The 21168-nt window shown below is 41.3% G+C and carries 25 protein-coding genes; 18 read left to right on the top strand and 7 right to left on the bottom strand.

The window, feature by feature from the left end:
• Nucleotides 1–30 precede the first annotated feature (30 nt).
• From FTU62_RS00290 to FTU62_RS00260, 7 genes are all read left to right on the top strand, one after another.
• Complete coding sequence (locus tag FTU62_RS00290) at nt 31–276, top strand: SlyX family protein (protein ID WP_180024468.1); 246 nt, start codon at nt 31–33, stop codon at nt 274–276.
• A 132-nt stretch (nt 277–408) separates the two neighbouring features.
• Nucleotides 409–1410: a hypothetical protein gene (locus tag FTU62_RS00285; protein ID WP_180101421.1), complete on the top strand. Its 1002-nt coding sequence runs from the start codon at nt 409–411 to the stop codon at nt 1408–1410.
• Nucleotides 1411–1480: 70 nt separating this feature from the next.
• Nucleotides 1481–1930 carry a hypothetical protein gene (locus FTU62_RS00280; RefSeq protein WP_078189705.1) on the top strand — a complete coding sequence of 150 codons (450 nt, stop codon included), beginning with the start codon at nt 1481–1483 and terminating at the stop codon, nt 1928–1930.
• A gap of 38 nt (nt 1931–1968) precedes the next feature.
• On the top strand, nt 1969–4611 hold the full coding sequence (topA, locus tag FTU62_RS00275; RefSeq protein ID WP_180101419.1) for a type I DNA topoisomerase: 2643 nt from the start codon (nt 1969–1971) through the stop codon (nt 4609–4611).
• A gap of 90 nt (nt 4612–4701) precedes the next feature.
• Nucleotides 4702–5505, top strand: coding sequence for an NYN domain-containing protein (locus tag FTU62_RS00270; protein ID WP_078192740.1), 804 nt, complete (start codon nt 4702–4704; stop codon nt 5503–5505).
• A 1-nt stretch (nt 5506) separates the two neighbouring features.
• Nucleotides 5507–6265, top strand: coding sequence for a hypothetical protein (locus FTU62_RS00265; protein WP_180062922.1), 759 nt, complete (start codon nt 5507–5509; stop codon nt 6263–6265).
• A 126-nt stretch (nt 6266–6391) separates the two neighbouring features.
• Nucleotides 6392–6964 carry an HdeD family acid-resistance protein gene (locus FTU62_RS00260; protein ID WP_180101417.1) on the top strand — a complete coding sequence of 191 codons (573 nt, stop codon included), beginning with the start codon at nt 6392–6394 and terminating at the stop codon, nt 6962–6964.
• Nucleotides 6965–7041: 77 nt separating this feature from the next.
• Here the strand turns inward: FTU62_RS00260 and FTU62_RS00255 are convergent, their stop codons facing one another.
• On the bottom strand, nt 7042–7491 hold the full coding sequence (locus FTU62_RS00255; RefSeq protein WP_180055624.1) for a carboxymuconolactone decarboxylase family protein: 450 nt from the start codon (nt 7489–7491) through the stop codon (nt 7042–7044).
• An 83-nt stretch (nt 7492–7574) separates the two neighbouring features.
• Between FTU62_RS00255 and FTU62_RS00250 the strand changes: the two genes are divergently transcribed.
• Complete coding sequence (locus tag FTU62_RS00250) at nt 7575–8705, top strand: glycerate kinase (RefSeq protein WP_180101415.1); 1131 nt, start codon at nt 7575–7577, stop codon at nt 8703–8705.
• A gap of 65 nt (nt 8706–8770) precedes the next feature.
• Here the strand turns inward: FTU62_RS00250 and FTU62_RS00245 are convergent, their stop codons facing one another.
• Nucleotides 8771–9079, bottom strand: coding sequence for a hypothetical protein (locus FTU62_RS00245; protein ID WP_180101413.1), 309 nt, complete (start codon nt 9077–9079; stop codon nt 8771–8773).
• A gap of 173 nt (nt 9080–9252) precedes the next feature.
• Between FTU62_RS00245 and FTU62_RS00240 the strand changes: the two genes are divergently transcribed.
• From FTU62_RS00240 to FTU62_RS00220, 5 genes are all read left to right on the top strand, one after another.
• Nucleotides 9253–11241, top strand: a complete 1989-nt coding sequence (locus tag FTU62_RS00240; RefSeq protein ID WP_180101411.1) for an ATP-dependent helicase — start codon at nt 9253–9255, stop codon at nt 11239–11241.
• Nucleotides 11242–11327: 86 nt separating this feature from the next.
• Nucleotides 11328–11579 (top strand): RNA-binding protein, encoded by a 252-nt coding sequence (locus tag FTU62_RS00235; protein ID WP_078189697.1) that lies wholly within the window; start codon nt 11328–11330, stop codon nt 11577–11579.
• Between the two features lie 42 nt (nt 11580–11621).
• Nucleotides 11622–11984, top strand: a complete 363-nt coding sequence (locus FTU62_RS00230) for an ASCH domain-containing protein (RefSeq protein WP_180101409.1) — start codon at nt 11622–11624, stop codon at nt 11982–11984.
• Nucleotides 11985–12059: 75 nt separating this feature from the next.
• Entirely contained in the window at nt 12060–12563 is a 504-nt protein-coding gene (locus tag FTU62_RS00225) for a DUF6586 family protein (protein WP_180010190.1), read from the top strand.
• A gap of 105 nt (nt 12564–12668) precedes the next feature.
• Nucleotides 12669–12947: a hypothetical protein gene (locus FTU62_RS00220; protein ID WP_078192732.1), complete on the top strand. Its 279-nt coding sequence runs from the start codon at nt 12669–12671 to the stop codon at nt 12945–12947.
• A gap of 78 nt (nt 12948–13025) precedes the next feature.
• Here FTU62_RS00220 and FTU62_RS00215 read toward each other — a convergent pair whose 3' ends face one another.
• The 5 genes from FTU62_RS00215 to FTU62_RS00195 all read right to left on the bottom strand — a co-directional run bounded on the left by FTU62_RS00215 (nt 13026) and on the right by FTU62_RS00195 (nt 17331).
• Nucleotides 13026–13268: a hypothetical protein gene (locus FTU62_RS00215; RefSeq protein ID WP_180101407.1), complete on the bottom strand. Its 243-nt coding sequence runs from the start codon at nt 13266–13268 to the stop codon at nt 13026–13028.
• Between the two features lie 187 nt (nt 13269–13455).
• Nucleotides 13456–15174 carry a cation:proton antiporter gene (locus FTU62_RS00210; RefSeq protein WP_180024451.1) on the bottom strand — a complete coding sequence of 573 codons (1719 nt, stop codon included), beginning with the start codon at nt 15172–15174 and terminating at the stop codon, nt 13456–13458.
• Between the two features lie 141 nt (nt 15175–15315).
• Nucleotides 15316–15471: a 50S ribosomal protein L33 gene (rpmG, locus tag FTU62_RS00205; RefSeq protein WP_001205031.1), complete on the bottom strand. Its 156-nt coding sequence runs from the start codon at nt 15469–15471 to the stop codon at nt 15316–15318.
• Between the two features lie 12 nt (nt 15472–15483).
• The gene (gene rpmB, locus FTU62_RS00200; protein WP_000048256.1) at nt 15484–15720 is read right to left on the bottom strand and encodes a 50S ribosomal protein L28; all 237 of its coding nucleotides are present in this window, start codon (nt 15718–15720) and stop codon (nt 15484–15486) included.
• Nucleotides 15721–15882: 162 nt separating this feature from the next.
• On the bottom strand, nt 15883–17331 hold the full coding sequence (locus FTU62_RS00195; protein ID WP_180101405.1) for a coniferyl aldehyde dehydrogenase: 1449 nt from the start codon (nt 17329–17331) through the stop codon (nt 15883–15885).
• A 116-nt stretch (nt 17332–17447) separates the two neighbouring features.
• Here FTU62_RS00195 and FTU62_RS00190 point away from each other — a divergent pair, with 116 nt between their 5' ends.
• From FTU62_RS00190 to FTU62_RS00170, 5 genes are all read left to right on the top strand, one after another.
• Nucleotides 17448–18149: a TetR/AcrR family transcriptional regulator gene (locus FTU62_RS00190; protein ID WP_180034938.1), complete on the top strand. Its 702-nt coding sequence runs from the start codon at nt 17448–17450 to the stop codon at nt 18147–18149.
• A gap of 79 nt (nt 18150–18228) precedes the next feature.
• A complete protein-coding gene (gene purU, locus FTU62_RS00185; RefSeq protein WP_078192727.1) occupies nt 18229–19095 on the top strand; it encodes a formyltetrahydrofolate deformylase in 867 nt (288 codons plus the stop codon).
• Between the two features lie 210 nt (nt 19096–19305).
• Nucleotides 19306–20070, top strand: a complete 765-nt coding sequence (locus FTU62_RS00180) for a TonB family protein (protein WP_180101403.1) — start codon at nt 19306–19308, stop codon at nt 20068–20070.
• A 30-nt stretch (nt 20071–20100) separates the two neighbouring features.
• Nucleotides 20101–20724, top strand: coding sequence for a MotA/TolQ/ExbB proton channel family protein (locus FTU62_RS00175; RefSeq protein ID WP_180101401.1), 624 nt, complete (start codon nt 20101–20103; stop codon nt 20722–20724).
• Nucleotides 20724–21128 carry a biopolymer transporter ExbD gene (locus tag FTU62_RS00170; protein ID WP_078192724.1) on the top strand — a complete coding sequence of 135 codons (405 nt, stop codon included), beginning with the start codon at nt 20724–20726 and terminating at the stop codon, nt 21126–21128. The genes FTU62_RS00175 and FTU62_RS00170 overlap by 1 nt, the downstream gene beginning before the upstream one ends.
• Nucleotides 21129–21168: the final 40 nt, after the last annotated feature.

Genomic DNA, 21168 nt, shown 5'->3' with positions numbered 1-21168 from the left:
TTTCCTGAAATCTTATATGAGGAGTGTAAATTGACTACACAACAAAATCTTGATGAACAGGCGTCATTTTCCGCACCCATTGAAGATTTGCAAGTCCGAATTGCATTTTTAGATGATTTAGTTGACCAACTGAATGATCAAGTTGCGCGTCAAAACGCCGAAATCGCTGATTTAAAGAAACAAATGCAGATTTTGTATCGTCGTATTGAATCGGCAGATTTATCTGAAGGTATTGCGGCATTTGACCCAATGACTAACCGCCCACCGCATTATTAATGTCACTATTGAATGACAGGCAGATGACGAATCAGCGCCAAAGCTGTGGATTGGTGTAAATTTATTTGACCTTTTGCAGCGTGACAGGTCTAATGCACCGCATCTGCTGATCGAAACCCATTATTTCATCTCATGAGTCAAAAAGTTGTCCTGCTAGATTTGGAAAATAACCCGCCCACAGCAAATCTATTGCGCAATATCATTGAACATTACAGTACTTTGTATGTGTTTAGCTGCAGCGGAAAATTTGAATATGCACTTGAAGATTTGACTGAAATTGCAGGGTGGATCGCGAGTGGTCAATTGGTGGTTTTGGATATTCCAGAAACGCCGCAAAAAGAATTTGAATATGCGGTGATTGTGGGGCAACTGATGGCCTTGATGGATCCAGATGCGCATATTGAAGTGATTTCAGCAATGCCTGATATTGAATTACTGATGGAACAATTGGATGGCTCTGGACTCAGCGCACATCTTATTCAAATTCAGTCAGAACAAGAAGTTTCACATAAAGTGAAATATAAAATTCCTGACCTAGAAACCATTCGGAATAAACCTGATTTATTACTGATTAAACACTATTGTGATGGTCTGGAAAAACTCAATGGCAAGCCAAACAGTTTGGATAAACTGAAAAACTCGCTGATGAATATTTTGCAAGTCTCTAGCGAAAAAGCTCAGCATTTGGTCGGTATGTTGATCAATCTAAAAATCGTCAAACGCTTTGATGAGCAGATTTCGATTCGAAAAAAAGTACTCAAACAATGGGTGCAGCTAGATTTAAATACGACTGCTGAAACAGCATTGCCGATAAAAACAGACCTGAATGCATTTACTGCTTCACTCGAAGAACAAACCTCAAATACTGATGATACGGCGTCGATGATTCAGGCTGCACAGCAAGGCTTATTTAAAAATTTCAATAAGATTGATCCTGTGCAAATGGAAGTGATCCGAAAATTGCATGAATTAAAGTCAGATAAACCAAAAGATATCTATGCCTTACGTGATTTATTGGAGCAAATGTTCCCGCAATCTGACGTTCGATTATTACTTAAAGAGTTGATCGAAAAAGGATATATCTACTGGAATGGTCACGAAGTGCTGTATAGCCACGAGATGTTCCTGAATTAATTTTATCGAGTGAACTTGCGTTTTATATTGCGCTTATGCAACTCTAATAAAGGAATATAAAGGTTGTGCTATGGAAAATACTGGAATCTGGGTTACTGTTTTTATTGTGGTCTTTGTACTTGGGTCGATTTTTGGACTTCGAGTAAATCCTAGAGAAAAAGCCTTGGGCATTATGCGCGAGAAGGCGCGTAAGATGGGGCTGCACCCACGTTTAGTGGCTGCACCTGCTTGGACCAAGATTCCAATGGCTTCTGAAAAACGTGCCAGTATGGTGGCGTATTACAGTGTGCTGATTCCAGATGCGCGTTTGCCTTTAATGCGTGCTTTAGTGGTCGATGACAAACTTGAACTGGTGCATGGTGATGACAAGTTCAAGGATTTAGCCATTACATTAAAGGGCATTTATGCTATTGATATGCAGGCAAACTGTGTAGGACTCTATTGGAACGAAGAATCTGACTTAAGAGCCACACAGCTTGATGATATGAAAGCATTTTTACATTCATTGGCTGAACTTTAAATTTTAAAAAACCTATTAAACAGGAATGATGGTTAACTATGGCGAACGCTCCTCGGTCCACATCTAAAAGTACCACAGCAAAATCTGCCGATGCTGGGAAAAAGCGTGCGTTAGTGATTGTGGAATCGCCTGCAAAAGCGAAAACAATCAATAAATATTTGGGCTCTGATTACATCGTGAAATCATCGGTGGGTCATGTCCGTGATTTACCTACAGGCGGCTCGAGTAAAACAGCAGAGAAAAAGCCAGTAACTCGTGCAAAACTAACTGAAGCTGAAAAAGCCAAAAAAGCACAAAAAGCTTTGGTTAATCGTATGGGTGTAGACCCTGAAAATGACTGGAAGGCACAGTACGAAGTCCTACCGGGTAAAGAACATGTTGTTGCGGAACTGAAAAAGCTTGCATCGCAAGTTGACGAGGTCTATCTCGCAACGGATATGGATAGGGAAGGAGAAGCAATTGCTTGGCATTTAAAAGAAGTGATTGGCGGTGACGACTCACGTTATCAACGTGTGGTGTTCAACGAAATTACCAAAAATGCCATCCAAGAAGCGTTTAAACATCCTTCTCGCCTCGATACAGATAAAGTCAATGCTCAACAAGCCCGTCGTTTCCTCGACCGTATTGTGGGCTTTATGATCTCGCCACTCTTATGGGAAAAAATCGCCCGTGGTTTATCGGCAGGTCGTGTGCAATCTGTGGCTGTTAAACTTGTGGTTGAGCGTGAACGTGAAATTCGTGCCTTCGTTCCAGAAGAGTTTTGGCAAGTTTTTGCAGATACCAAGTCGAAGAAAGACGATATCCGCTTAGAAGCGGTGAAGCAAAATGGCAAGACTTTAAAACTGCACAACAAAGCTGAAACGGATGCTTTACTGAACCTGATTAAAGATGCCGACTACACAGTTTCAGCACGTGAAGACAAACCAACCAAGGTCAATCCAAGTGCGCCATACATCACGTCTACACTGCAACAAGCAGCAAGTACACGTTTAGGTTTTTCTGTGAAGAAAACCATGATGTTGGCACAGCGGTTATATGAAGCCGGCTTTATTACTTATATGCGTACAGACTCAACATTCTTGAGTGATGACGCTGTAAATATGGTTCGTGGTCATATTGAAACTGAGTTTGGACAAAAATATTTACCGGCAAAACCAAATCGCTACGGCAATAAAGCTGGTGCGCAAGAAGCCCATGAAGCGATTCGTCCATCAAATGTAGCGCTAAAAGGCGATAGTTTGGTGGGTGTAGAGCGTGATGCGCAGCGTCTTTATGACCTGATCTGGCGTCAGTTCGTTGCATGTCAAATGACACCAGCAGAATATTTATCATCAACGATTTTAGTCAATGCCAATGGTGTTGAACTCAAAGCCAAAGGCCGTACATTGGTCTTTGATGGTTTCACTAAAGTGCGTGGCCAAAACAAATCGGATGATGATGTACTGCTACCTGCTGTAAAAGTTGGGGAAGTACTCAAGCTTGAAAAATTAGATCCATCTCAACACTTTACTAAACCACCTGCGCGCTTCACTGAAGCATCATTGGTCAAAGAGCTTGAGAAAAAAGGGATTGGTCGTCCATCGACGTATGCTGCGATTATCTCAACCATTCAAGACCGTGGTTATGTGAAGCTCGATAACCGTCGTTTGTTCGCCGAGAAAATGGGTGAAATCGTGACAGACCGTCTCGATGAAAACTTTAATAACTTGATGAACTATGCATTTACGGCAGATCTTGAAGGTCAACTAGATAAAGTCGCCGATGGTGATCGTAATTGGAAAGAGTTACTCAATAGCTTCTACGGTGATTTTAAAACACGTTTAACCACAGCTCAGGGTGAAAATGGCATGCGCCGTAATTTACCTGTAGAAGTGGATGCTGTGCACTGTAAAGAATGTGATCGTCCGATGCAGATTCGTACAGGGACTACAGGCGTGTTCTTGGGTTGTTCAGGTTATAACTTACCGCCAAAAGAGCGTTGTAAGGGGACTTTGAACCTGACACCTGTAGAATCATTGGCTGCACTGTCTGACGATGACTCGGCAGAAACAGCAGATTTAATGTCGAAAAAACGCTGTCCAATCTGTGAAACAGCCATGGATAGCTATGTGATTGATGGTGGGCGTAAGTTGCATATCTGTGGTAATAACCCAGACTGCGCTGGTTTTGAGCTTGAAGAAGGTGAGTTCAAAATCAAAGGTTATGATGGTCCAACCATTCCGTGCGACAAATGTGATGGCGAAATGCAATTGAAGACAGGCCGTTTCGGTCCTTACTTTGCATGTAATAGCTGTGACAATACACGTAAAGTGTTGAAGAGCGGTCAGCCTGCACCTCCACGTGTAGATCCAATTAAAATGGAGCACTTACGTTCAACAAAACATGATGACTTCTTTGTCCTTCGTGATGGCGCAGCAGGTTTATTCTTAGCTGCAAGTAAGTTCCCGAAAGTACGTGAAACTCGTGCACCGAAAGTGGCTGAACTACGTTCTGTCGCAGATCAGTTGGATGCAAAATATCAGTTCATCTTGCAAGCGCCGGATGTCGATCCTGAAGGAAACCCAACATTGGTGAAATTCAGCCGTAAGAACCAAGCGCAATATATTGGTTCTGAAAATGTTGAAGGAAAACAAACCAAATGGTCTTTGGTGTACCAAGACGGTAAGTGGGTTGAGGCTTAAGCTTTAAAATCAATAAAATGCTGACTTCGGTCGGCATTTTTTATGTCAGAATTAATCAAAATTTAAATGATAAAAATGATTGGGGGAATAGTGGAAATTCAAACGAAAAAGTTTGCTGTACTCATAGATGCGGATAACTCATCGACCAATGCTATTCCATCTGTGTTGGAAGAGGTTGCAAAATATGGAATCGCAAGTGTTAAACGAGTTTATGGAGATTGGAGCAGCGAAACCTTAAAAAATTGGCGTGAAGTCTTACTTCCTCATGCAATCACACCTGTTCAGCAGTTTGCTTACACAAAGGGCAAAGATGCAACGGATATGATTTTGATCATTGATGCGATGGATTTGCTGTACGCAGGTGCATTGGATGGCTTTTGTATTGTTTCAAGCGACAGTGATTTTACCCCTTTAGCATCTAGAATTCGTGAAAATGGGCTAAGTGTTTACGGTTTTGGAAAAAAGTCGACGCCAGAGGCATTTAAAAAAGCATGTGATAAATTTATTTATGTTGAAAACTTACTGCAAGATAATGAGCTAAAAAATACTGAAGAAGATCTTATTGTTTCACCAATTAAAGAAGTCATTGAAAATACAAAAGTAAGTGAACCAAAGCCATCTGTGCAGATTAAAGAGAATACAATCACTGAAATCATTGATAAACCCACTTTAAATTTGATTTATAAAGCTGTGAAAGATAATGCGGATGAAAATGGATGGGCCAATTTAAGTATGGTTGGGCAATATATCAGCGCAGTCAAACCTGACTTTGATTCTAGAAACTACGGTCGAGCAAAATTATCTGGACTAATTAAAACGCTAAATTTGTTTGAAACAAAAATAGAAATGAGTCAAATGTATTTAAGAAAGATAAAAAAGCAGAGTACGATTTAAAATGTGGAAAAAAATTCGGGTACTGTGCTTATTGCTGATTTTATTGGTTGTCGCAGTCAATGCCTATAAAGACAAAAATCAAGACTGGAGTAAACCGATCTTTGTGTTGTTACATCCAATTAATGCAGATGGTCGAGAGAGCACACAAGCTTATATACAGCAGCTATCTGTCAATGATTTAAACGATGTTCAACAATATTTACAAGCGACAGCACAGAAATACCGAGGGCAACCGACTTATGTGTATTTTAAGTTAGGTCGCGAGCTGAAAGTTTTACCTCCCAAAGTACCCAATGACGCCGGTATGTTGGACGTTATCTTATGGAGTTTGAAATTCCGCTACTATGCTTGGCAGCAGCATGAAAATGTAGATGGTGTTTCGAGTGTGACGCTATTTTTAAATTATTACGATCCGACTCAAACCAAAGTACTTAAACATTCCACAGCTTTGGAAAATGGTCGGATTGGATCGGTGAATTTATTTGCATCGAATAAACAGACAGCGCAGAATAAAATCGTTTTAGCCCATGAGTTATTACACGCTTTTGGTGCAACTGATAAGTATGATTTGGCCACAGGTCAGCCAATCTTCCCTATCGGTTATGCAGAACCCCAAAGGCAGCCTTTGTTTCCGCAAAGTAAAGCTGAACTGATGGCAGGGCATATTCCTACCTCACAGACGCAAAGTAAAATGCCTGAAGATTTAGCTGATACTGTGGTGAATGACGTCACAGCGATTGAAGTGGGATGGAAAAAATAATGTGGATAAAGCGTATTTTATCCACAGTTTCAATTGGCAGTGTGGATAAGATTTGGACTTTTCTTTCATTTTTCTTCATCATAAAGTTGCATAATCCATTGAATAACGAATAACTTGAGAAAAAACATGAGAACAGTAGGCAACGATTTAATTCGCAGTCAGCTCCATGAAAACCGTAAGTGGTATCTCGGTTTAGGTGCTTTATTGGCGGTCTTCGGATTGGTCCTTTTGGCAGCTTTGCCATTTGCGACACTTACGGTGATTTATATTTTTGGTGTGCTGATGATGTTAGGTGGCGTAATCCATTTCATTGCAGCATTTAAAATTTTTGAAGGCGGTTACCGCTGGTTCTGGGCACTATTTGGTGTGCTGTATTTGGTCGCAGGTTATTATGCATTTACAACGCCTGTCAAAACGGCCATTGTCCTGACCAATTTATTGGCGATTATTTTGATCATTGCTGGAGTCATTCGTATCTTTAATGCTGTGCTATTTCGAGCATTTCAAGGTTGGGGATGGACACTATTTTCAGGGCTACTGACCTTGATTACGGGTGTGATCATTTTGATGTCGCCTGATGCGCCATTTTGGGTATTAGGATTATTCTTGGCGGTTGATATTTTATTCCAAGGGGTCAACTACCTTACTTTGGCTTCTTATATTCGACGTGAAGTGCCGAAAAGCTCGGCAGAGCAGTAAGCTGCTTGCGGATCCGATAAATAAAAAAAGAGTGCTGAGGCACTCTTTTTTTATTCACTTGAAATGTGTACAACCCGTTAAGGTTTCACGCTATAGCGGCTACTAATTGCGATACGATTCCATGTATTAATGACAATTGCGAGCCATTCAATCGCACTGATTTGATCATCCGTTAAAAAGGGTAGAGCATCTTCATAAACTGCATCGGGAACTTGGCCTTCGGCGATCAATGTAATCGCTTCGATCAAGCTTAAAGCCGCACGTTCTTTTTCATCGTAGTACGCAGTTTCACGCCATGCATTGAGTAGGCTAATACGTTCAATGCTTTCACCTGTTTTAAGTGCATCTTGCGCATGCATGCGAATACAGAACGCACATTCGTTGATTTGGGATGCACGTAATTTGAGTAAATGAGCTAATCCTTCACTTAGGCCAGCTTCATTTATTTTTTTCATTGCCAGTGCATCAAGTTCTGCGACTTTTTTATATAGCTCAGGTGCAGACTGACCTAGATTGATTCGTGACATTTCGAACCTTTCTGATGTTTTTAGATATACCTGCTATTTTAAAACCGTTATGGTTGAGGACAAGTTTTATTTTGAGCATTTAGATGACCACTTTTGTTCTTGCGCCCGATTCATTTAAAGAAAGTATGAGTGCTCAACAAGCCTGTGACGCGATGCGGCGTGCAATTTTAAAGCTCATACCTGATGCAAATGTCATCGCTGTGCCAATGGCAGATGGCGGTGAGGGAACTGTAGATGCGTTACTCAGTGCTTGCGACGGTCAAAAAGTGACGATAGCGCTTACAGGTCCTTTGCCCAATCAACGTGTGACGACGTATTTCGGTTTGATCGACGGTGGAAAAACTGCGGTGATTGAAATGGCAAAAGCCAATGGTATTCATCTTGTCGATATGGCTCAGCGAAATCCTTTACTGACGTCAACTTATGGTACGGGCGAAATGATTCAGGCTGCTCTAGACTTCGGAGTAAGTAAAATTATCATTGGCTTGGGCGGGAGTGTGACCAATGATGGCGGTGCAGGTATGGCGCAGGCCTTGGGGGCACAATTTTTAGATGAAAATGGCTTGGAAATAGCAGTTTGTGGTGGTTGTCTTGATCAAATTAACAGTATTGATTTGACGCAGCTCGACTCACGTTTAGCGCATACAGAAATTATCATTGCCAGCGACGTCATTAATCCATTATGTGGTGAAAATGGCGCATCCCATATTTTTGGCCCGCAAAAAGGTGCAACGCAGGAGATGGTGCGTCAGTTAGATCAGAACCTTAGTCATTATGCCGATGTCGTTGAAGCGACTCTGGGTTGTGCTTTACGTGATGTAGCAGGTGCAGGTGCTGCAGGTGGATTAGGTTTTGGGTTGATGGCTTTTGCGGGTGCATCGATGCAATCAGGTGTGGAATTGGTCATTGAACAAAGTCAGTTGAAGGAAAAAATAGCACAGGCAGATTATGTGCTGACAGGTGAAGGGAAAATTGATCATCAAACTAAGTTCGGTAAAACGCCATTTGGTGTGGCGCAAGTTGCAAAAAAGTTTAATAAACCTGTGATCGCCTTTACTGGTCTAGTGGGTGAGGGGATAGCAGAACTCTATGATTTAGGTTTCACACAGATTGTTGGGATTAATCCACCAGATTGTAAGTTGGAAGATGCATTAAAAAATGCGGAACTAAATTTGGAACATTGCTGTCGAAATGTGATGAGATGTTTGAAATAAAAATCAAGGTAAAATTTATGAATGCATCTAGCGAGTTTTAAGATAATCATAGTTAGAAAATATGATTAATTTGGTTGAGAATCTTTGCAATATTTTTCCATTGGTTTTTGATTTTTTGGAATTATATTTTCAATGTTTTTTATATTTTCTATTGCATTTTCTTTTGCCCGTTTCGCTTTTAATAATTCAGAATTCTCTGAAGCAATTTCATATTGTGCTTTACTCATTTTATAAGTTGCACATAAATTATCGGATATAAGCTTATGATTGCCAGAAATTAGAGCTACAGCTAGATCATCATGGAGTTGAATTCCTTTCTGATTATTTTTACTTATCAAGTGATCAAATTCAGTTTGAGTCAATTTTTTTTGCATAAGATGGATGATTTGTAAATATTAAAAGTAATAAAACTGGCTGAAGGAAATGGCTAATTAGCTTAAAATTTTTCATAAACTTATCTTTTTCTAGTTGTAATTTTGATCCTACATTAACATGTATTTTTTTTCAATCTGCTAAACTATACCTATCCATGAAATGATGAGTACACATGAGTTTAGCCAACCTGATTGATGAATTAAATCCTCAACAAAAACAAGCCGCAACAACAGAAGCACAGCATAGCTTGGTTTTGGCAGGAGCAGGTTGTGGTAAAACCAAAACCATCGTGGCGCGTGCAGCTTATTTAATTGATCAAGGCGTGCCTGCTAATCAAATTCAAATTTTGACTTTTACTCGCCGTGCGGCCAGTGAAATTGTCGCTCGTGTGGAGTTGGCTCTGGGTGAGCAAGCTAAAGGGCTACGTGCATCAACCTTTCATACCTTTTGTATGTACCTATTGCGCCGCATTCCAAAAGCCTTTGGTCTAGAACAGTTTTCGGTTATTGATCGTGATGATCAGCTCATGATGTTCCGTCTGATTCGTGGTCGTGATGATAAGAAAAACCCCAATTACTTGCCCAAGCCGAAAGAACTCTGTGATCTGTATTCCTTTGCGCGGAATACCCGTCAAAAACTCAGCATTGCCATGGAAAAGCAAATGCCTGAGTACTTTGCGTTAAAAGATCAAATCGCGGATATCATGAAAGAATACGAAGCTCGTAAACGTGCGCGTAGTTTTTTAGATTATGACGATATCTTGGCGATTGTGGCGAAAGCCTTGGCGGAATCAGATGGACTGGTCGATTATGTCGCTTCAATTTGTCGCCACATGTTGGTTGATGAAATGCAGGATACCAATCCGCTGCAATGGGCGTTACTTGAGCCACTAAAAGAACGTGTCAGCTTGTTCTGTGTCGGCGATGATGCACAGTCCATTTACGGCTTCCGTGGTGCAGACTTTGAAAATATTCATCATTTCAAAGAGCGTGTACCCGACGCACAGATTTTCAAACTCGAAAAAAATTATCGTTCAACCCAAGAAATTTTAGACTTGTCGAATTGGTTGTTGGATGAAAGCGAAATTAAATATGACAAACGCTTAGATGCTTATCGTGGGGAAGGGATTAAGCCGAAAATGCATATTTTCCCGAATGAGTTTGATGAAGCCAAATGGATTGCCATCGACATCAAAGAACGTCATTACCTCGAAGGCAGCAAATGGTCGGATCATATGGTGCTTGTGCGTTCAAGCTTTGCCGCTCGTCATATTGAAGCAGCCTGTATTGCCGCAAACGTGCCGTATCGTTTTATTGGCGGCATGAAATTACTTGAAACAGCCCATGTAAAAGACTTGCTCAGTGTGCTGCGTGTAGTGGCCAATCCTTTAGATGATATCGCGTGGATGCGCTTTTTAACCTTGTGGAATGGTGTGGGTGATGTCGGTGCGAGTAAGTTATCGCAGCAGATTTTACTTGAGCCAGAAATGCAAGCCATTGCAACCAAGTTAGAAAATTTTGGCAAAGTACCTGACCAAGCGATTCTGATGATGAAGCAAATGTCGGTGTTGAAAGATCAGGTCAAAGAATGTGTAAGCTTGGCTGTTCAAGCGATTTCTGAGCAGCTGGAAGAAAACTATAAAAAAGATTGGAACCGCCGTGTCGGTGATTTTGATCTGGTGAAACAATTGGCATCCAAACATACGCAGTTGAGTGAATTCTTAGAAGAATATGTCCTTGATCCAGTTTCCATTTCTGAAATTGAACGCCAATCTGACAGTGATGTCGTGACGTTAATTACCATTCATTCGGCAAAAGGAACGGAGCAAAAAGTCTGTTATGTGGCGAATGTCACACCAGGGCAATACCCGCATGCACGTGCCCAAGGCAATTTCGATGAAGTGGAAGAAGAGCGCCGCGTGTTATATGTGGCGCTGACACGTGCGCAAAATGAATTGATTTTGACTAAGCAAAATTTGAACCACTGGGCGCGTGAAACTGTCGATGAGCAAGGGCGTAAAGTAGAAAGTTACTTTATGAATGATTTAACTCGAAACCTATGTAGTTTGGAAACACATTATAAAACCCGTCAGCAAACCGTAAAAAGTGCGTTAATCGAAAGAAAATCGATTAATTTAGATTTTGGTATCGATCTCGATTAAAATAGATTTTTGACGTGATTTACACGCAAGTTAAAAAGCAAAATAGACAAATGCTTTTTGATGATGCTGTCTATTTGGAAGATTGAATGAAAATTTTAGTACGTAACTTAGAGCGTTCAGTTACTGAAGCAGAATTGGTTGAACTGTTTAAACCATTTGGCGCAGTAGAGTCTGCTGTTGTTGTTATGGATGCAAGCACAGGTAAATCGAAAGGGTTTGGTTTTGTCGAAATGCCAAATGGTCGTGAAGCTGTAAAAGCGATTAAAGGCCTGAATACTTTGAAAGTCAAAGGTGCAGGTATTCGCGTAAAAGCGGCTGAAGATAAGCCTAAAGCATAAATTTAAAAAGGAGCGTTACGCTCCTTTTTTTATCGGTGATCTATGAAAAAATGCTACTCGGCTTTGTCTATTGTTGCGCCATCTGGTTCGAACATTGCGTGCGGGCTTAAAACGCTTGAAGTCCGCTCATGGCGGCCTGAGCATTTGCCTTTAAAAGATTTAGTGATCGTGGAAAATCAACGCTACTTACATGAAAGCGGAGATGAAGATATTGGACGTGCAGTGGCGATGGTCGATGTATATGACGTTCATGCATGGACTGAAACAGAGGTAGAGCAAGCGCAGGCGACATATTGGGCAGCAGGGTACTGGGCTTGGCGTCTGGAAAATATCAGGATGATTGATTGGGATATGCCTGTTCCCGCAAAGCGTGACATTTATTTAATTGAAATCGATCATCCATAATATTTATTGTGAATTTCCTAAAAATCCGTTTAAGCTTATTCATGTAGAAAAACGCCAAAATTTAGGGAATTGTTCATGTCTCGTGTTGCTCGCTTTCATGCTGATCGTACCAATCAAAAGTTATATTTTAGCCGTCTTGCATGTCAGCAAGCCGAGCAGACCGATCATGTTCAACAAGCTCAGGCTTATCGCGAAGCAGCGGTTTTTCATTTGCATGGTGCAGTACTTGCGTTTTTACAAGAGTTGGTGCGTTACTATCGTTTAAATGATCCTGCGCCCACGTTAAAGTCGATTGAAACGCTGATGGCTGAAAAAGGTCAGGTATCACCTGAAGTGACTGTTATGCAGCAATTGGCAAAGCAGGGCTTTATTGCAGAGCTGAAACGCGCACATCGTATGTGTCAATATGCACCTGAACCGTCTGCACCAGAGCCAGAAGATGAAACGTCTTCAAATTTAATTATTAAAGTTACCCAAACACCGCAAGCATGGTTGCCAGATACCGCTATTTTGCGTGAATGGCATCGTGATCTAACTCAATTAATTGATGGATTTCGTAACGAGATGGTGGAGTTCTAATCGGACTATTGCTACTTGAAATAAATTTATTTAACCCGATATAAGATTATCTAAGTAATACAAAGTGCAGATGCCTTTATCACCATGTTGCGCATGGAGGGATATATGTCTATAGAACAGTTGAAAGAACTCTTTGGGAACCAGGAAGCAATTTTAGAGCTGGTTCAATTGGAAGGTGGTGAGTTGGCATTGCGTAATGCAGGCTCAGAAAAAGAGCCTTTGGTGACTATCCAATTCAATGAAGAATTACGCAATATTTTGGGCGATCAAATGAGTGTGATCGCTCAGCAAATGATTCAGGCTGCATTGTTTGGTCTGTTAGAAAAACAAGTGGATGAATGGCATGCCGAAGTGGTTGATGAAAAGCCAAAATATATGAGCTAATCATATAGCTGCTGACTTTGCGGATCATGATAATGAAAACGCACCTTTTGGTGTGTTTTTTTATATCCAAAATGGCACTTAGACTGTGCCCAGTTCAGTAGGTGAGATCAGCATCGAACCTAAAAATACAATAAAGACCCCGATGAACTGTAAGAAAAAAGGATTTTTGGCATCTTGCCAATACAGAATCAGAAAGACGATGGAAATGGGATAAAACAATAGACAGCCCAGTCCCCATAAAATACTGGTTTTAAATGCAGCGATGAGAAAGCCCAGACCGCCAATTAAAATAATGGCAAAGCCTAAATAGAGAATGAACATGTTTATCTCGTATCTTGTTTGAAGTATTTAACATGATGCTTCGTTTGATGCTTATTTTATCAATATGTTTTTTAAATTCAATTATTTGTAATTTTAAAATTAATGAATTATATCAGTTTAAAAAAAGCGATGCTTTAATGCATCGCCTTTTGGGTATTGCCCATAAGAACTTAATTAGGAACTTAGTTTAGTGTGTCGGAGTTTGGTGATGGGCAATTTGGATTTGATTTAAAATATGATTGCTCATATTTTTCGCCATTTCCTCTTTGGCATAATAAACCTCACCGATATTGTCACGACGAATGACTTCAGCTTCTTCTTTACTTTCCGCACAAACCAATACTTGGATAGACGGATTCAGCATTTTAGCAATATCGACAATTTTATGAATATCTAAAATATCCATAGGTGAAATGACCAAAAGGCGTGCGTGTTGAATATGGGCTTGAATTAAAACCCCAGGTTCTGTTGCTACACCGGATACCGCAGCGATGCCTTTTTCCCGCAAGTTTTCCACGATTTCACGGTTTTCTTCAGCAATAACCACTTTAATGTTTTCATTCATTAATTCGCGGGTAATACGACGACCGACTTCACCATGACCAATCAGCACCACCTGATCACGCAGATAATCCTGTGAGACCTCATCCGGCAACATGGCCAATGGGTCACTACTACGTTCCAGTAAACGGGCCAAATTCGAGCGCTCACGGATGAGTCGCTGCATAGGCTCGATTGCAGAAAATATAAATGAATTCAGCGTAATCGAGATTAAAGCGCCTGCCAGTATCAGATTTTGACCTTCCATTGAAAGGAGATTTAGAGATACACCTAAGGTCGCCAAAATAAATGAGAACTCACCAATCTGCGCCAAACTCGCCCCAACGGTTAATGCGGTATTGATGGGGTAACGGAAGAACAACACCAACGCCATTGCAGCGATGGTCTTACCAATCATGATAATGCCGACCACAGCTAAGACGTGAAGCGGTTGTTCAATCAAGATCCGTGGATCAAACAGCATGCCGACGGAGACGAAAAACAGAATCGAAAAAATTTCACGAAGCGGAAGGGTTTCTTCTTCTGCACGGTGACTAAAGTCCGATTCTTTGACTACCATCCCAGCAAAAAATGCGCCCAGTGCCATGGATACACCAAATACCTTGTAGGCACCAAAGGCAATAGACACGGCTGCTGCAACCACGGTGAGCGTGAATAATTCACGTGAGCCTAAGCGCGCAACCACTTGCATAATCATTGGCACTAAGCGTTTACCAATGATTAGCATAAAGGCAATAAAACCTGCCACTTTGAGTAAGGTAATACCAAGGGTGAGCCAGATATTTTCATCTGCACTACTTTCTGTGAGTGGCTGTCCACCAAGCAATACTGCTGTGGCAGGGAGTAAGACCAGAACCAAGACCATGACCAGATCTTCAACCAAGAGCCAGCCTACAGCAATTTTACCATTCACGGAGTTAAGTAAGCCTCGGTCACCGAGAGCCTTGAGGAGAACCACCGTACTTGCACACGACAAACTTAAGCCAAACACTAAGGCTGAGCCCATGCTCCAGCCCCAAAGCATGGAAATTCCCATACCCAGTAAGGTCGCCACTGCAATTTGTAAAATGGCACCGGGCAAAGCAATACGACGGACTTGCATCAAATCATTGAGTGAAAAGTGCATACCCACGCCAAACATCAGGAACATGACACCGAGTTCGGCCAACTGGTTAGCGAGATGGATGTCACCAACTACTCCAGGCGTATTTGGGCTAATAATAATACCGGCAATCAGATAGCCGATGAGGGGAGGAAGTCGCAGGCGCGCAGCTATATAGCCAAAAATTAAGGCAAAACCAAAGCCAACAGCAAGTAATATTATGAGTTCTACATCATGAGGCACTAAAAACTCCTTAAGCCTAAGTTAAGGGTAAAAAAGACAAGCACAAAAAGTGCCAAAAGCATTTTGAAAGTTTAGCAATTCGAATAAAAAAAATGCAAAAAAAAACGACCTAAGCAGGTCGTTTTTTTCAAAAAACTAAAATTATTTGATTTTAGCTTCTTTGAAAATTACGTGTTGACGGATTTTTGGATCAAATTTTTTGATTTCCATTTTTTCCGGCATAGTACGTTTGTTCTTAGTGGTAGTGTAGAAATAACCTGTACCAGCAGAAGAAACTAGGCGAATTTTATCACGCATGTTCGTAGCTCCTTAGATCTTTTGACCTTGAGCACGTAGGTCAGCAACAACCTTTTCGATGCCCAATTTGTCGATAATACGCATACCTTTAGTAGTTAGACGAAGACGTACGAAACGTTTTTCGCTTTCTAACCAAAAACGGTGGTGATGCAGGTTCGGCTCGAACCGGCGTTTAGTTTTGTTGTTGGCGTGTGAGACGTTGTTACCAACGACTGGACGCTTGCCGGTAACTTGGCAAACCTTAGACATGGTGTAACTCCATTGATTTAGCCAACAGCAAATCTGTATGGCCAGTCAAAAAAAACATTGAATTCATTCAAGGGGCGTTTTATATCAAAAATGCGCTTAAAAGACAAGCGATTTTGCATAAAACGAACGATCACCTAGTGTGATCGTTCATGCCTTGATCGTTTATCGAAGAAGTGTCTTCGAAATCAGTTTGTGAATCGGCTTATTGAACGGTGGAAGAATGAATTTCAAACTATAGAGTTTTGGATTCGACATCACCGAGCGTTCATGCGACAAACTGAAGAAACCTTCTGGACCATGATATTTCCCCATACCCGAAGCCCCCACACCGCCAAAAGGCAGGTCATCTTGAGCCACATGGGTTAATACCGTGTTTTGTCCGAAATGTCCTGAATGGGTACGTGTCGCGACATAGTCGGCACGTGCCTGATCAAAGTCGAAATAGTATAAAGCAAGTGGACGAGGACGGCTATTAATAAAAGCAATAACCTCGTCAATTTGATCATATTCCATGATCGGAAGGATCGGACCGAAGATTTCATGCTGCATAATTTGCATGTTTGGAGTGACACCCGTTAAAACAGTCGGTGCAATTTTACGTACAGCGTCCACATCTTCATTTTTTGGGTTAAAACTGATGATTTGTGCGCCTTGATCACGTGCATCTTCTAAATAACCTTGTAGGCGCTTGTACTGCTTGTCATTAATAATCGAGGTGTAGTCCTGATTATGAGCAATACTTGGGTACATAGCTTCAACGCACACTTTATAGTGATCTAAAAATTCAGCAGTTTTACCACGAGGTAAGAACACATAATCAGGTGCAACACAAGTTTGACCTGCATTCCAAAGTTTACCAACCGCAAGACGCTGTGCAACATCCGCAAGGTCAATAGACGGATGAACCAATACAGGTGACTTTCCGCCTAATTCTAAAATCACCGGAACTAAGTTTTCAGACGCAGCAGCCATGACAGTTTTACCGACATTGGTCGAGCCAGTAAAAATCATTTTATCGAAGGCAAGGTGACTAAACGCATCTGAAATTGGGCCACCACCATTGACGACTGCGACCAATTCTTGAGGAAATGCTTCTGCGAGGGCTTTTTCTAATACATCACCGAATGCCGCAGAGGCACTCGAGATTTTGATCATGGCATGGTTGCCCGCAGCCAAAGCACAAATCAGTGGGCCTATAGAAAGAAGCAGTGGGTAGTTCCATGGCGTAATAATGCCGACGACACCAAGCGGTTGATATTGCACCCATGCTTTTGCAGGTTGATGAATAATTCCGACATGGCGTTTGGATGGTTTCATCCAGTCTGTCAAATGCTTGCTATAATATTTGATGTGTTCAAGACATGTGAGCAACTCACCAATCTTGGTTTCACCAATAGAACGGTTACCATAGTCTTGATTAATTGCATCAGCAAATTGATCTTGATACTTAACTAAGATACGCTTAAGCCGAGCCAAACGGTCAATACGTTCCTTCGCTGTAGGCAATGGGTAACGTAAATACGATTGTTTCTGCTGTTCCAACATATTGTTGAGATGCTGGTGATCAAAAGAATGTGGTGTCATTGAAGTTGTTTTTGTTTGACTATTCATGTCGCACGACCATATCCAAATTAGCGATTAATTAATTTTTAGAGCAAATACTCTAAATAGTCAAGTTACTTTATGTGTTAGTGTTCTAATGCTTTGAAATAAATGGTTGTTTTAGGATGTCTCACACCAAAACCTTAAAAACGAAAGAACGTATTTTGCAGCTGAGTTTGCAGTTGTTTAATGAGCGTGGCGAGCGTTCAGTGACAACCAATCATATTGCTGCTGAACTGGGAATGAGCCCAGGTAACTTGTATTACCATTTCCGAAATAAAAGTGAAATTATTAAGGAATTAATGGAGCAATATCAGCAAGAAACGCTAGAAATGTTAGCGCTTCCTGATGATCGTCAATTAGATGCCAATGATAAAATTCGCTATTTTCAAGTATTAAGTAGCCAATTATGGGCTTATCGCTTTTTACATCGTGATGTTTATCACTTGGTCGAAAATAATGAAGATTTCCGTAAAATGTATCCACGTTTTGCTGGTCAAGTCATGCAACAAGGCCAGAAAATTTATCGTGCCTTTGTCGATGCAGGTTTAATGCAGATGACTGATTCTGAAATTGAGGCCTTAACCATTAATTTGTGGATCGTGCTGACCAACTGGACCAACTTCCTTTATATGTCGGGCCATATTACCGACTCCAACACTTTGGAAGAAAAGTGGGTGTGGCAAGCACTGCGACAAATGGTGTTCTTAGAAGGCGCATATCTACGTGGTGAAAGCCGTGAAACCTATGAGCGATTGCTCGAAACTTTAGGGCCGTCGGACTTATTTGCAAGTCTTTCAAACGTAAAGCATCAGGTTACTGAATAAGACTATTTAGTCTGGCTTTAAAAAGCGTTAGAATACTCGGCTCTTTTTTCAATTTAACTGATTAGTGATATAAACCAACATGAATATGTCGACCGCTAACACAGCACGCTTACTCATTACCTGTGAAGATAAACCAGGGATTGTGCAAGCTGTATCGAGCTTTTTGTATCATCAGGGAGCAAATATTACCGCACTTGATCAATACGCGACTGAAGCTCAAGGGGGGCGATACTTCATGCGTGTTGAGTTCGAATTGGACAATTTACAAAGCCGTAAAGAAAGTCTAACTCAAACATTTGCGAGCAATGTTGCTGAGCGTTACAACATGCACTGGCGTTTAGCTTTAGTCAGTGATGTGAAGAAAGTCGGTATCTTGGTGTCAAAAGTTGACCATGCTTTGCTTGAGCTGTTGTGGCGTCATGCACGTGGTGGTTTGCCATGTGAAATCACCAAAGTCGTGTCTAACCACGATGCTTTACGTGAATCTGTAGAAAATTTCGGTATTCCGTTTGAAGTTGTTCCTGTGAATAAAGAAAACAAACGTGAAGCTTATGAGCAAATTGATCAGTTGATGCAAGGCAATGATTTACTCGTTCTTGCTCGTTATATGCAAATTTTAGACGAAGAATTTGTTCAAAAATGGGAAATGAAAGTGATCAACATTCACCATTCATTCCTCCCAGCCTTTGTTGGTGCGAACCCATATAAGCAAGCGCATGAAAAAGGCGTGAAACTGATTGGTGCAACAGCGCACTATGTAACTGCTGATCTTGACCAAGGTCCGATTATTGAGCAAGACGTAGAGCGTGTAAGTCACGACTTTACCGTTGAACAATTGCGCGAGTTAGGTCAGGACGTAGAGCGTAATGTGCTCGCACGTGCAGTCAAATGGCATCTTGAAGATCGTATTATTGTCGATGGTAATAAAACTGTTGTATTTCAATAAAACGAGATGAATTTTTGAATAAAAGGGCATACTTTAGGTATGCCTTTTTTATATTATGATTAAAAAAAGTCATTAAAACTGACGAATTAATAGTTGCAAATGAAAACACTTCTCATTTATTATTGCCGTACTTTAATTGTGCTAACCGATGAGCATGATTGTATTTTTGACAAAATAAATGCAATCGCTTCTTCAAGGTAACTGAGTTTAATGAGTCAATCTCCCGCTCCAATGATGCAATCACCTAACCCGATGAAAAAGAAAATCATTACTGCGCTTCTCGCTGTTGTGGTAGGGCATATGGGGGTATTGTGGGCGGTCAGCAATATGAAAGCACCAGAACTTAAACCGATCGAAAAAGATCCGATTAAAGTTCGCTTTGTGAAGATTGTTGAAGAGAAAAAACCAGAACCTCCGAAGCCAAAACCAGAACCGAAGAAAGAGCCACCAAAGCCAAAAGAAGTTAAAATTGTAGATAAGCCTTTACCACCTCCACCGAAGAAAGTGGAAAAAGTGGAACAGGTGAAAAAGAAAGATGCGCCGAAACCAACTGTTGAAGCGGTCAAAAACGTACCACCAACACCTGTTGTTTCAACTGTGGTTTCTGAAACGAAAGTCGTTCGTGTTGAACCAACACCTCCGGCACCTGTTGCACCACCACCTGCGCCTCCAGCACCACCTGCGCCACCGACACCTAAAACTGTGAGCATTGGTAATGGTGTCAGTTGGATTAAGAAACCGAATGTTCAATTTGAAGATGGTGAATTAAAAGCGTCGTGTACAGTTGAAGTTGCGATTGCTGCAAGTGCTGAAGGTAAAGTCGAATCAGCAACGATTAAAAACTCGACTTGTAGCGCTGCTGTAAACCGTAAAGTGACTGCTGCAGTGAAGCGTGCACGTTTATCCAAATATATTGATAATGGTGTGGCAACTCCGACGCGGGTTGATCAACCATTTAACTTTAAACTTAATTAAGATTCCGGCTAACCCATTAGGAGTTCGAATATGAACTTTTCAGTTTATTGGCAACATGCAGATGCAGTCAGCAAAACACTGTATTTCGTGTTACTTGCAATGTCGATTGCGACTTGGACGATCTTCGTTCTTCGTATTATGGGCACACGTCAGCTCAAACAAGTGGCGTATAACCACCTTGCAGATGCACTAAGCAAACTGAAAGCGAAATTTGCTCCTTTGGCTTTTGAACAACGTAAGGCTGTGGCTGAACAAGCATTACTACGTCAAATTTCGGTAGAAAAAGCTAATGCTGAAAAAGGCGTATCTGTATTGGGTACGATTGCTTCAATTGCACCGTTCGTAGGTTTGTTCGGTACAGTATGGGGTATTTTCCATGCCCTTGTAGCAGTGGGTAAAAGCGGTCAAGCGGGTTTAGCGCAAGTGGCAACTCCAGTCGGTGAAGCTTTGATCATGACCGGTCTTGGTTTGGCTGTGGCGATTCCTGCGGTATTGGCTTATAACATTTGTGTTCGTTTTAACCGTACACTTTCGAATGAATTGCAAGATCAAGCGCATGGTTTATTGATTGATACTATGTTGCAACAAGAATCTGCAGCGAAGAAAGAAGACTTGAAAACTGCACAGCAAAGTTTAGCTGGAGGTCAAGCTTAATGGCTTTTCAATTGGGTGAAGACAACGATGCTGGCATGAATGAGATGAACCTCATTCCGCTCATCGATATTATGTTGGTATTGATGATCATCTTCTTGGTGACTGCGACTGTTGCCAACCCATCAATTCCATTAACCTTGCCACAAACGACTGCAGAAGTGATTGATCTGCCAACTGAAAGCGTAACCATCAGCATTAACTCAGCGGGTGATATCGCTTGGAATGGTGATATTGTCACGCTCGAAGATTTAGAAAGTCGTCTAAATACAGCTGGTCAGCAAGAACGTAAGCCTGCATTGGTATTAAAAGCCGATAAAGAATCACGTTATGACACAGTTGCACAAGTGATGTCGCGTGCGAGTGGAGCCGGACTCAGCGATATCGCCTTTGCCAGTGATAACTAAGCACTGAGCAAAGATAACTAAAAAAAGCGACTGAAATGTC

This window comes from Acinetobacter sp. YH12126, from assembly GCF_013418745.1.
GTDB classification, from domain to species: domain Bacteria; phylum Pseudomonadota; class Gammaproteobacteria; order Pseudomonadales; family Moraxellaceae; genus Acinetobacter; species Acinetobacter amyesii.
Note: the sequence above shows the minus strand (reverse complement) of the source record. Positions and strands in the feature narration are given on the sequence as shown.

Bases quoted from the DNA above. Each gene is read 5' to 3' on its own strand.
- FTU62_RS00220 (WP_078192732.1), top strand. From the start codon at position 12,669: ATGTCTATAGAACAGTTGAAAGAACTCTTTGGGAACCAGGAAGCAATT.
- FTU62_RS00230 (WP_180101409.1), top strand. From the start codon at position 11,622: ATGAAAAAATGCTACTCGGCTTTGTCTATTGTTGCGCCATCTGGTTCG.
- rpmG (WP_001205031.1), bottom strand. From the start codon at position 15,471: ATGCGTGATAAAATTCGCCTAGTTTCTTCTGCTGGTACAGGTTATTTC.
- FTU62_RS00170 (WP_078192724.1), top strand. From the start codon at position 20,724: ATGGCTTTTCAATTGGGTGAAGACAACGATGCTGGCATGAATGAGATG.
- FTU62_RS00240 (WP_180101411.1), top strand. From the start codon at position 9,253: ATGAGTTTAGCCAACCTGATTGATGAATTAAATCCTCAACAAAAACAA.
- FTU62_RS00255 (WP_180055624.1), bottom strand. From the start codon at position 7,491: ATGTCACGAATCAATCTAGGTCAGTCTGCACCTGAGCTATATAAAAAA.
- FTU62_RS00285 (WP_180101421.1), top strand. From the start codon at position 409: ATGAGTCAAAAAGTTGTCCTGCTAGATTTGGAAAATAACCCGCCCACA.
- FTU62_RS00280 (WP_078189705.1), top strand. From the start codon at position 1,481: ATGGAAAATACTGGAATCTGGGTTACTGTTTTTATTGTGGTCTTTGTA.
- FTU62_RS00250 (WP_180101415.1), top strand. From the start codon at position 7,575: ATGACCACTTTTGTTCTTGCGCCCGATTCATTTAAAGAAAGTATGAGT.
- FTU62_RS00265 (WP_180062922.1), top strand. From the start codon at position 5,507: ATGTGGAAAAAAATTCGGGTACTGTGCTTATTGCTGATTTTATTGGTT.
- FTU62_RS00260 (WP_180101417.1), top strand. From the start codon at position 6,392: ATGAGAACAGTAGGCAACGATTTAATTCGCAGTCAGCTCCATGAAAAC.
- FTU62_RS00215 (WP_180101407.1), bottom strand. From the start codon at position 13,268: ATGTTCATTCTCTATTTAGGCTTTGCCATTATTTTAATTGGCGGTCTG.
- FTU62_RS00235 (WP_078189697.1), top strand. From the start codon at position 11,328: ATGAAAATTTTAGTACGTAACTTAGAGCGTTCAGTTACTGAAGCAGAA.
- rpmB (WP_000048256.1), bottom strand. From the start codon at position 15,720: ATGTCTAAGGTTTGCCAAGTTACCGGCAAGCGTCCAGTCGTTGGTAAC.
- purU (WP_078192727.1), top strand. From the start codon at position 18,229: ATGAATATGTCGACCGCTAACACAGCACGCTTACTCATTACCTGTGAA.
- FTU62_RS00195 (WP_180101405.1), bottom strand. From the start codon at position 17,331: ATGAATAGTCAAACAAAAACAACTTCAATGACACCACATTCTTTTGAT.
- FTU62_RS00245 (WP_180101413.1), bottom strand. From the start codon at position 9,079: ATGCAAAAAAAATTGACTCAAACTGAATTTGATCACTTGATAAGTAAA.
- topA (WP_180101419.1), top strand. From the start codon at position 1,969: ATGGCGAACGCTCCTCGGTCCACATCTAAAAGTACCACAGCAAAATCT.
- FTU62_RS00180 (WP_180101403.1), top strand. From the start codon at position 19,306: ATGAGTCAATCTCCCGCTCCAATGATGCAATCACCTAACCCGATGAAA.
- FTU62_RS00190 (WP_180034938.1), top strand. From the start codon at position 17,448: ATGTCTCACACCAAAACCTTAAAAACGAAAGAACGTATTTTGCAGCTG.
- FTU62_RS00225 (WP_180010190.1), top strand. From the start codon at position 12,060: ATGTCTCGTGTTGCTCGCTTTCATGCTGATCGTACCAATCAAAAGTTA.
- FTU62_RS00175 (WP_180101401.1), top strand. From the start codon at position 20,101: ATGAACTTTTCAGTTTATTGGCAACATGCAGATGCAGTCAGCAAAACA.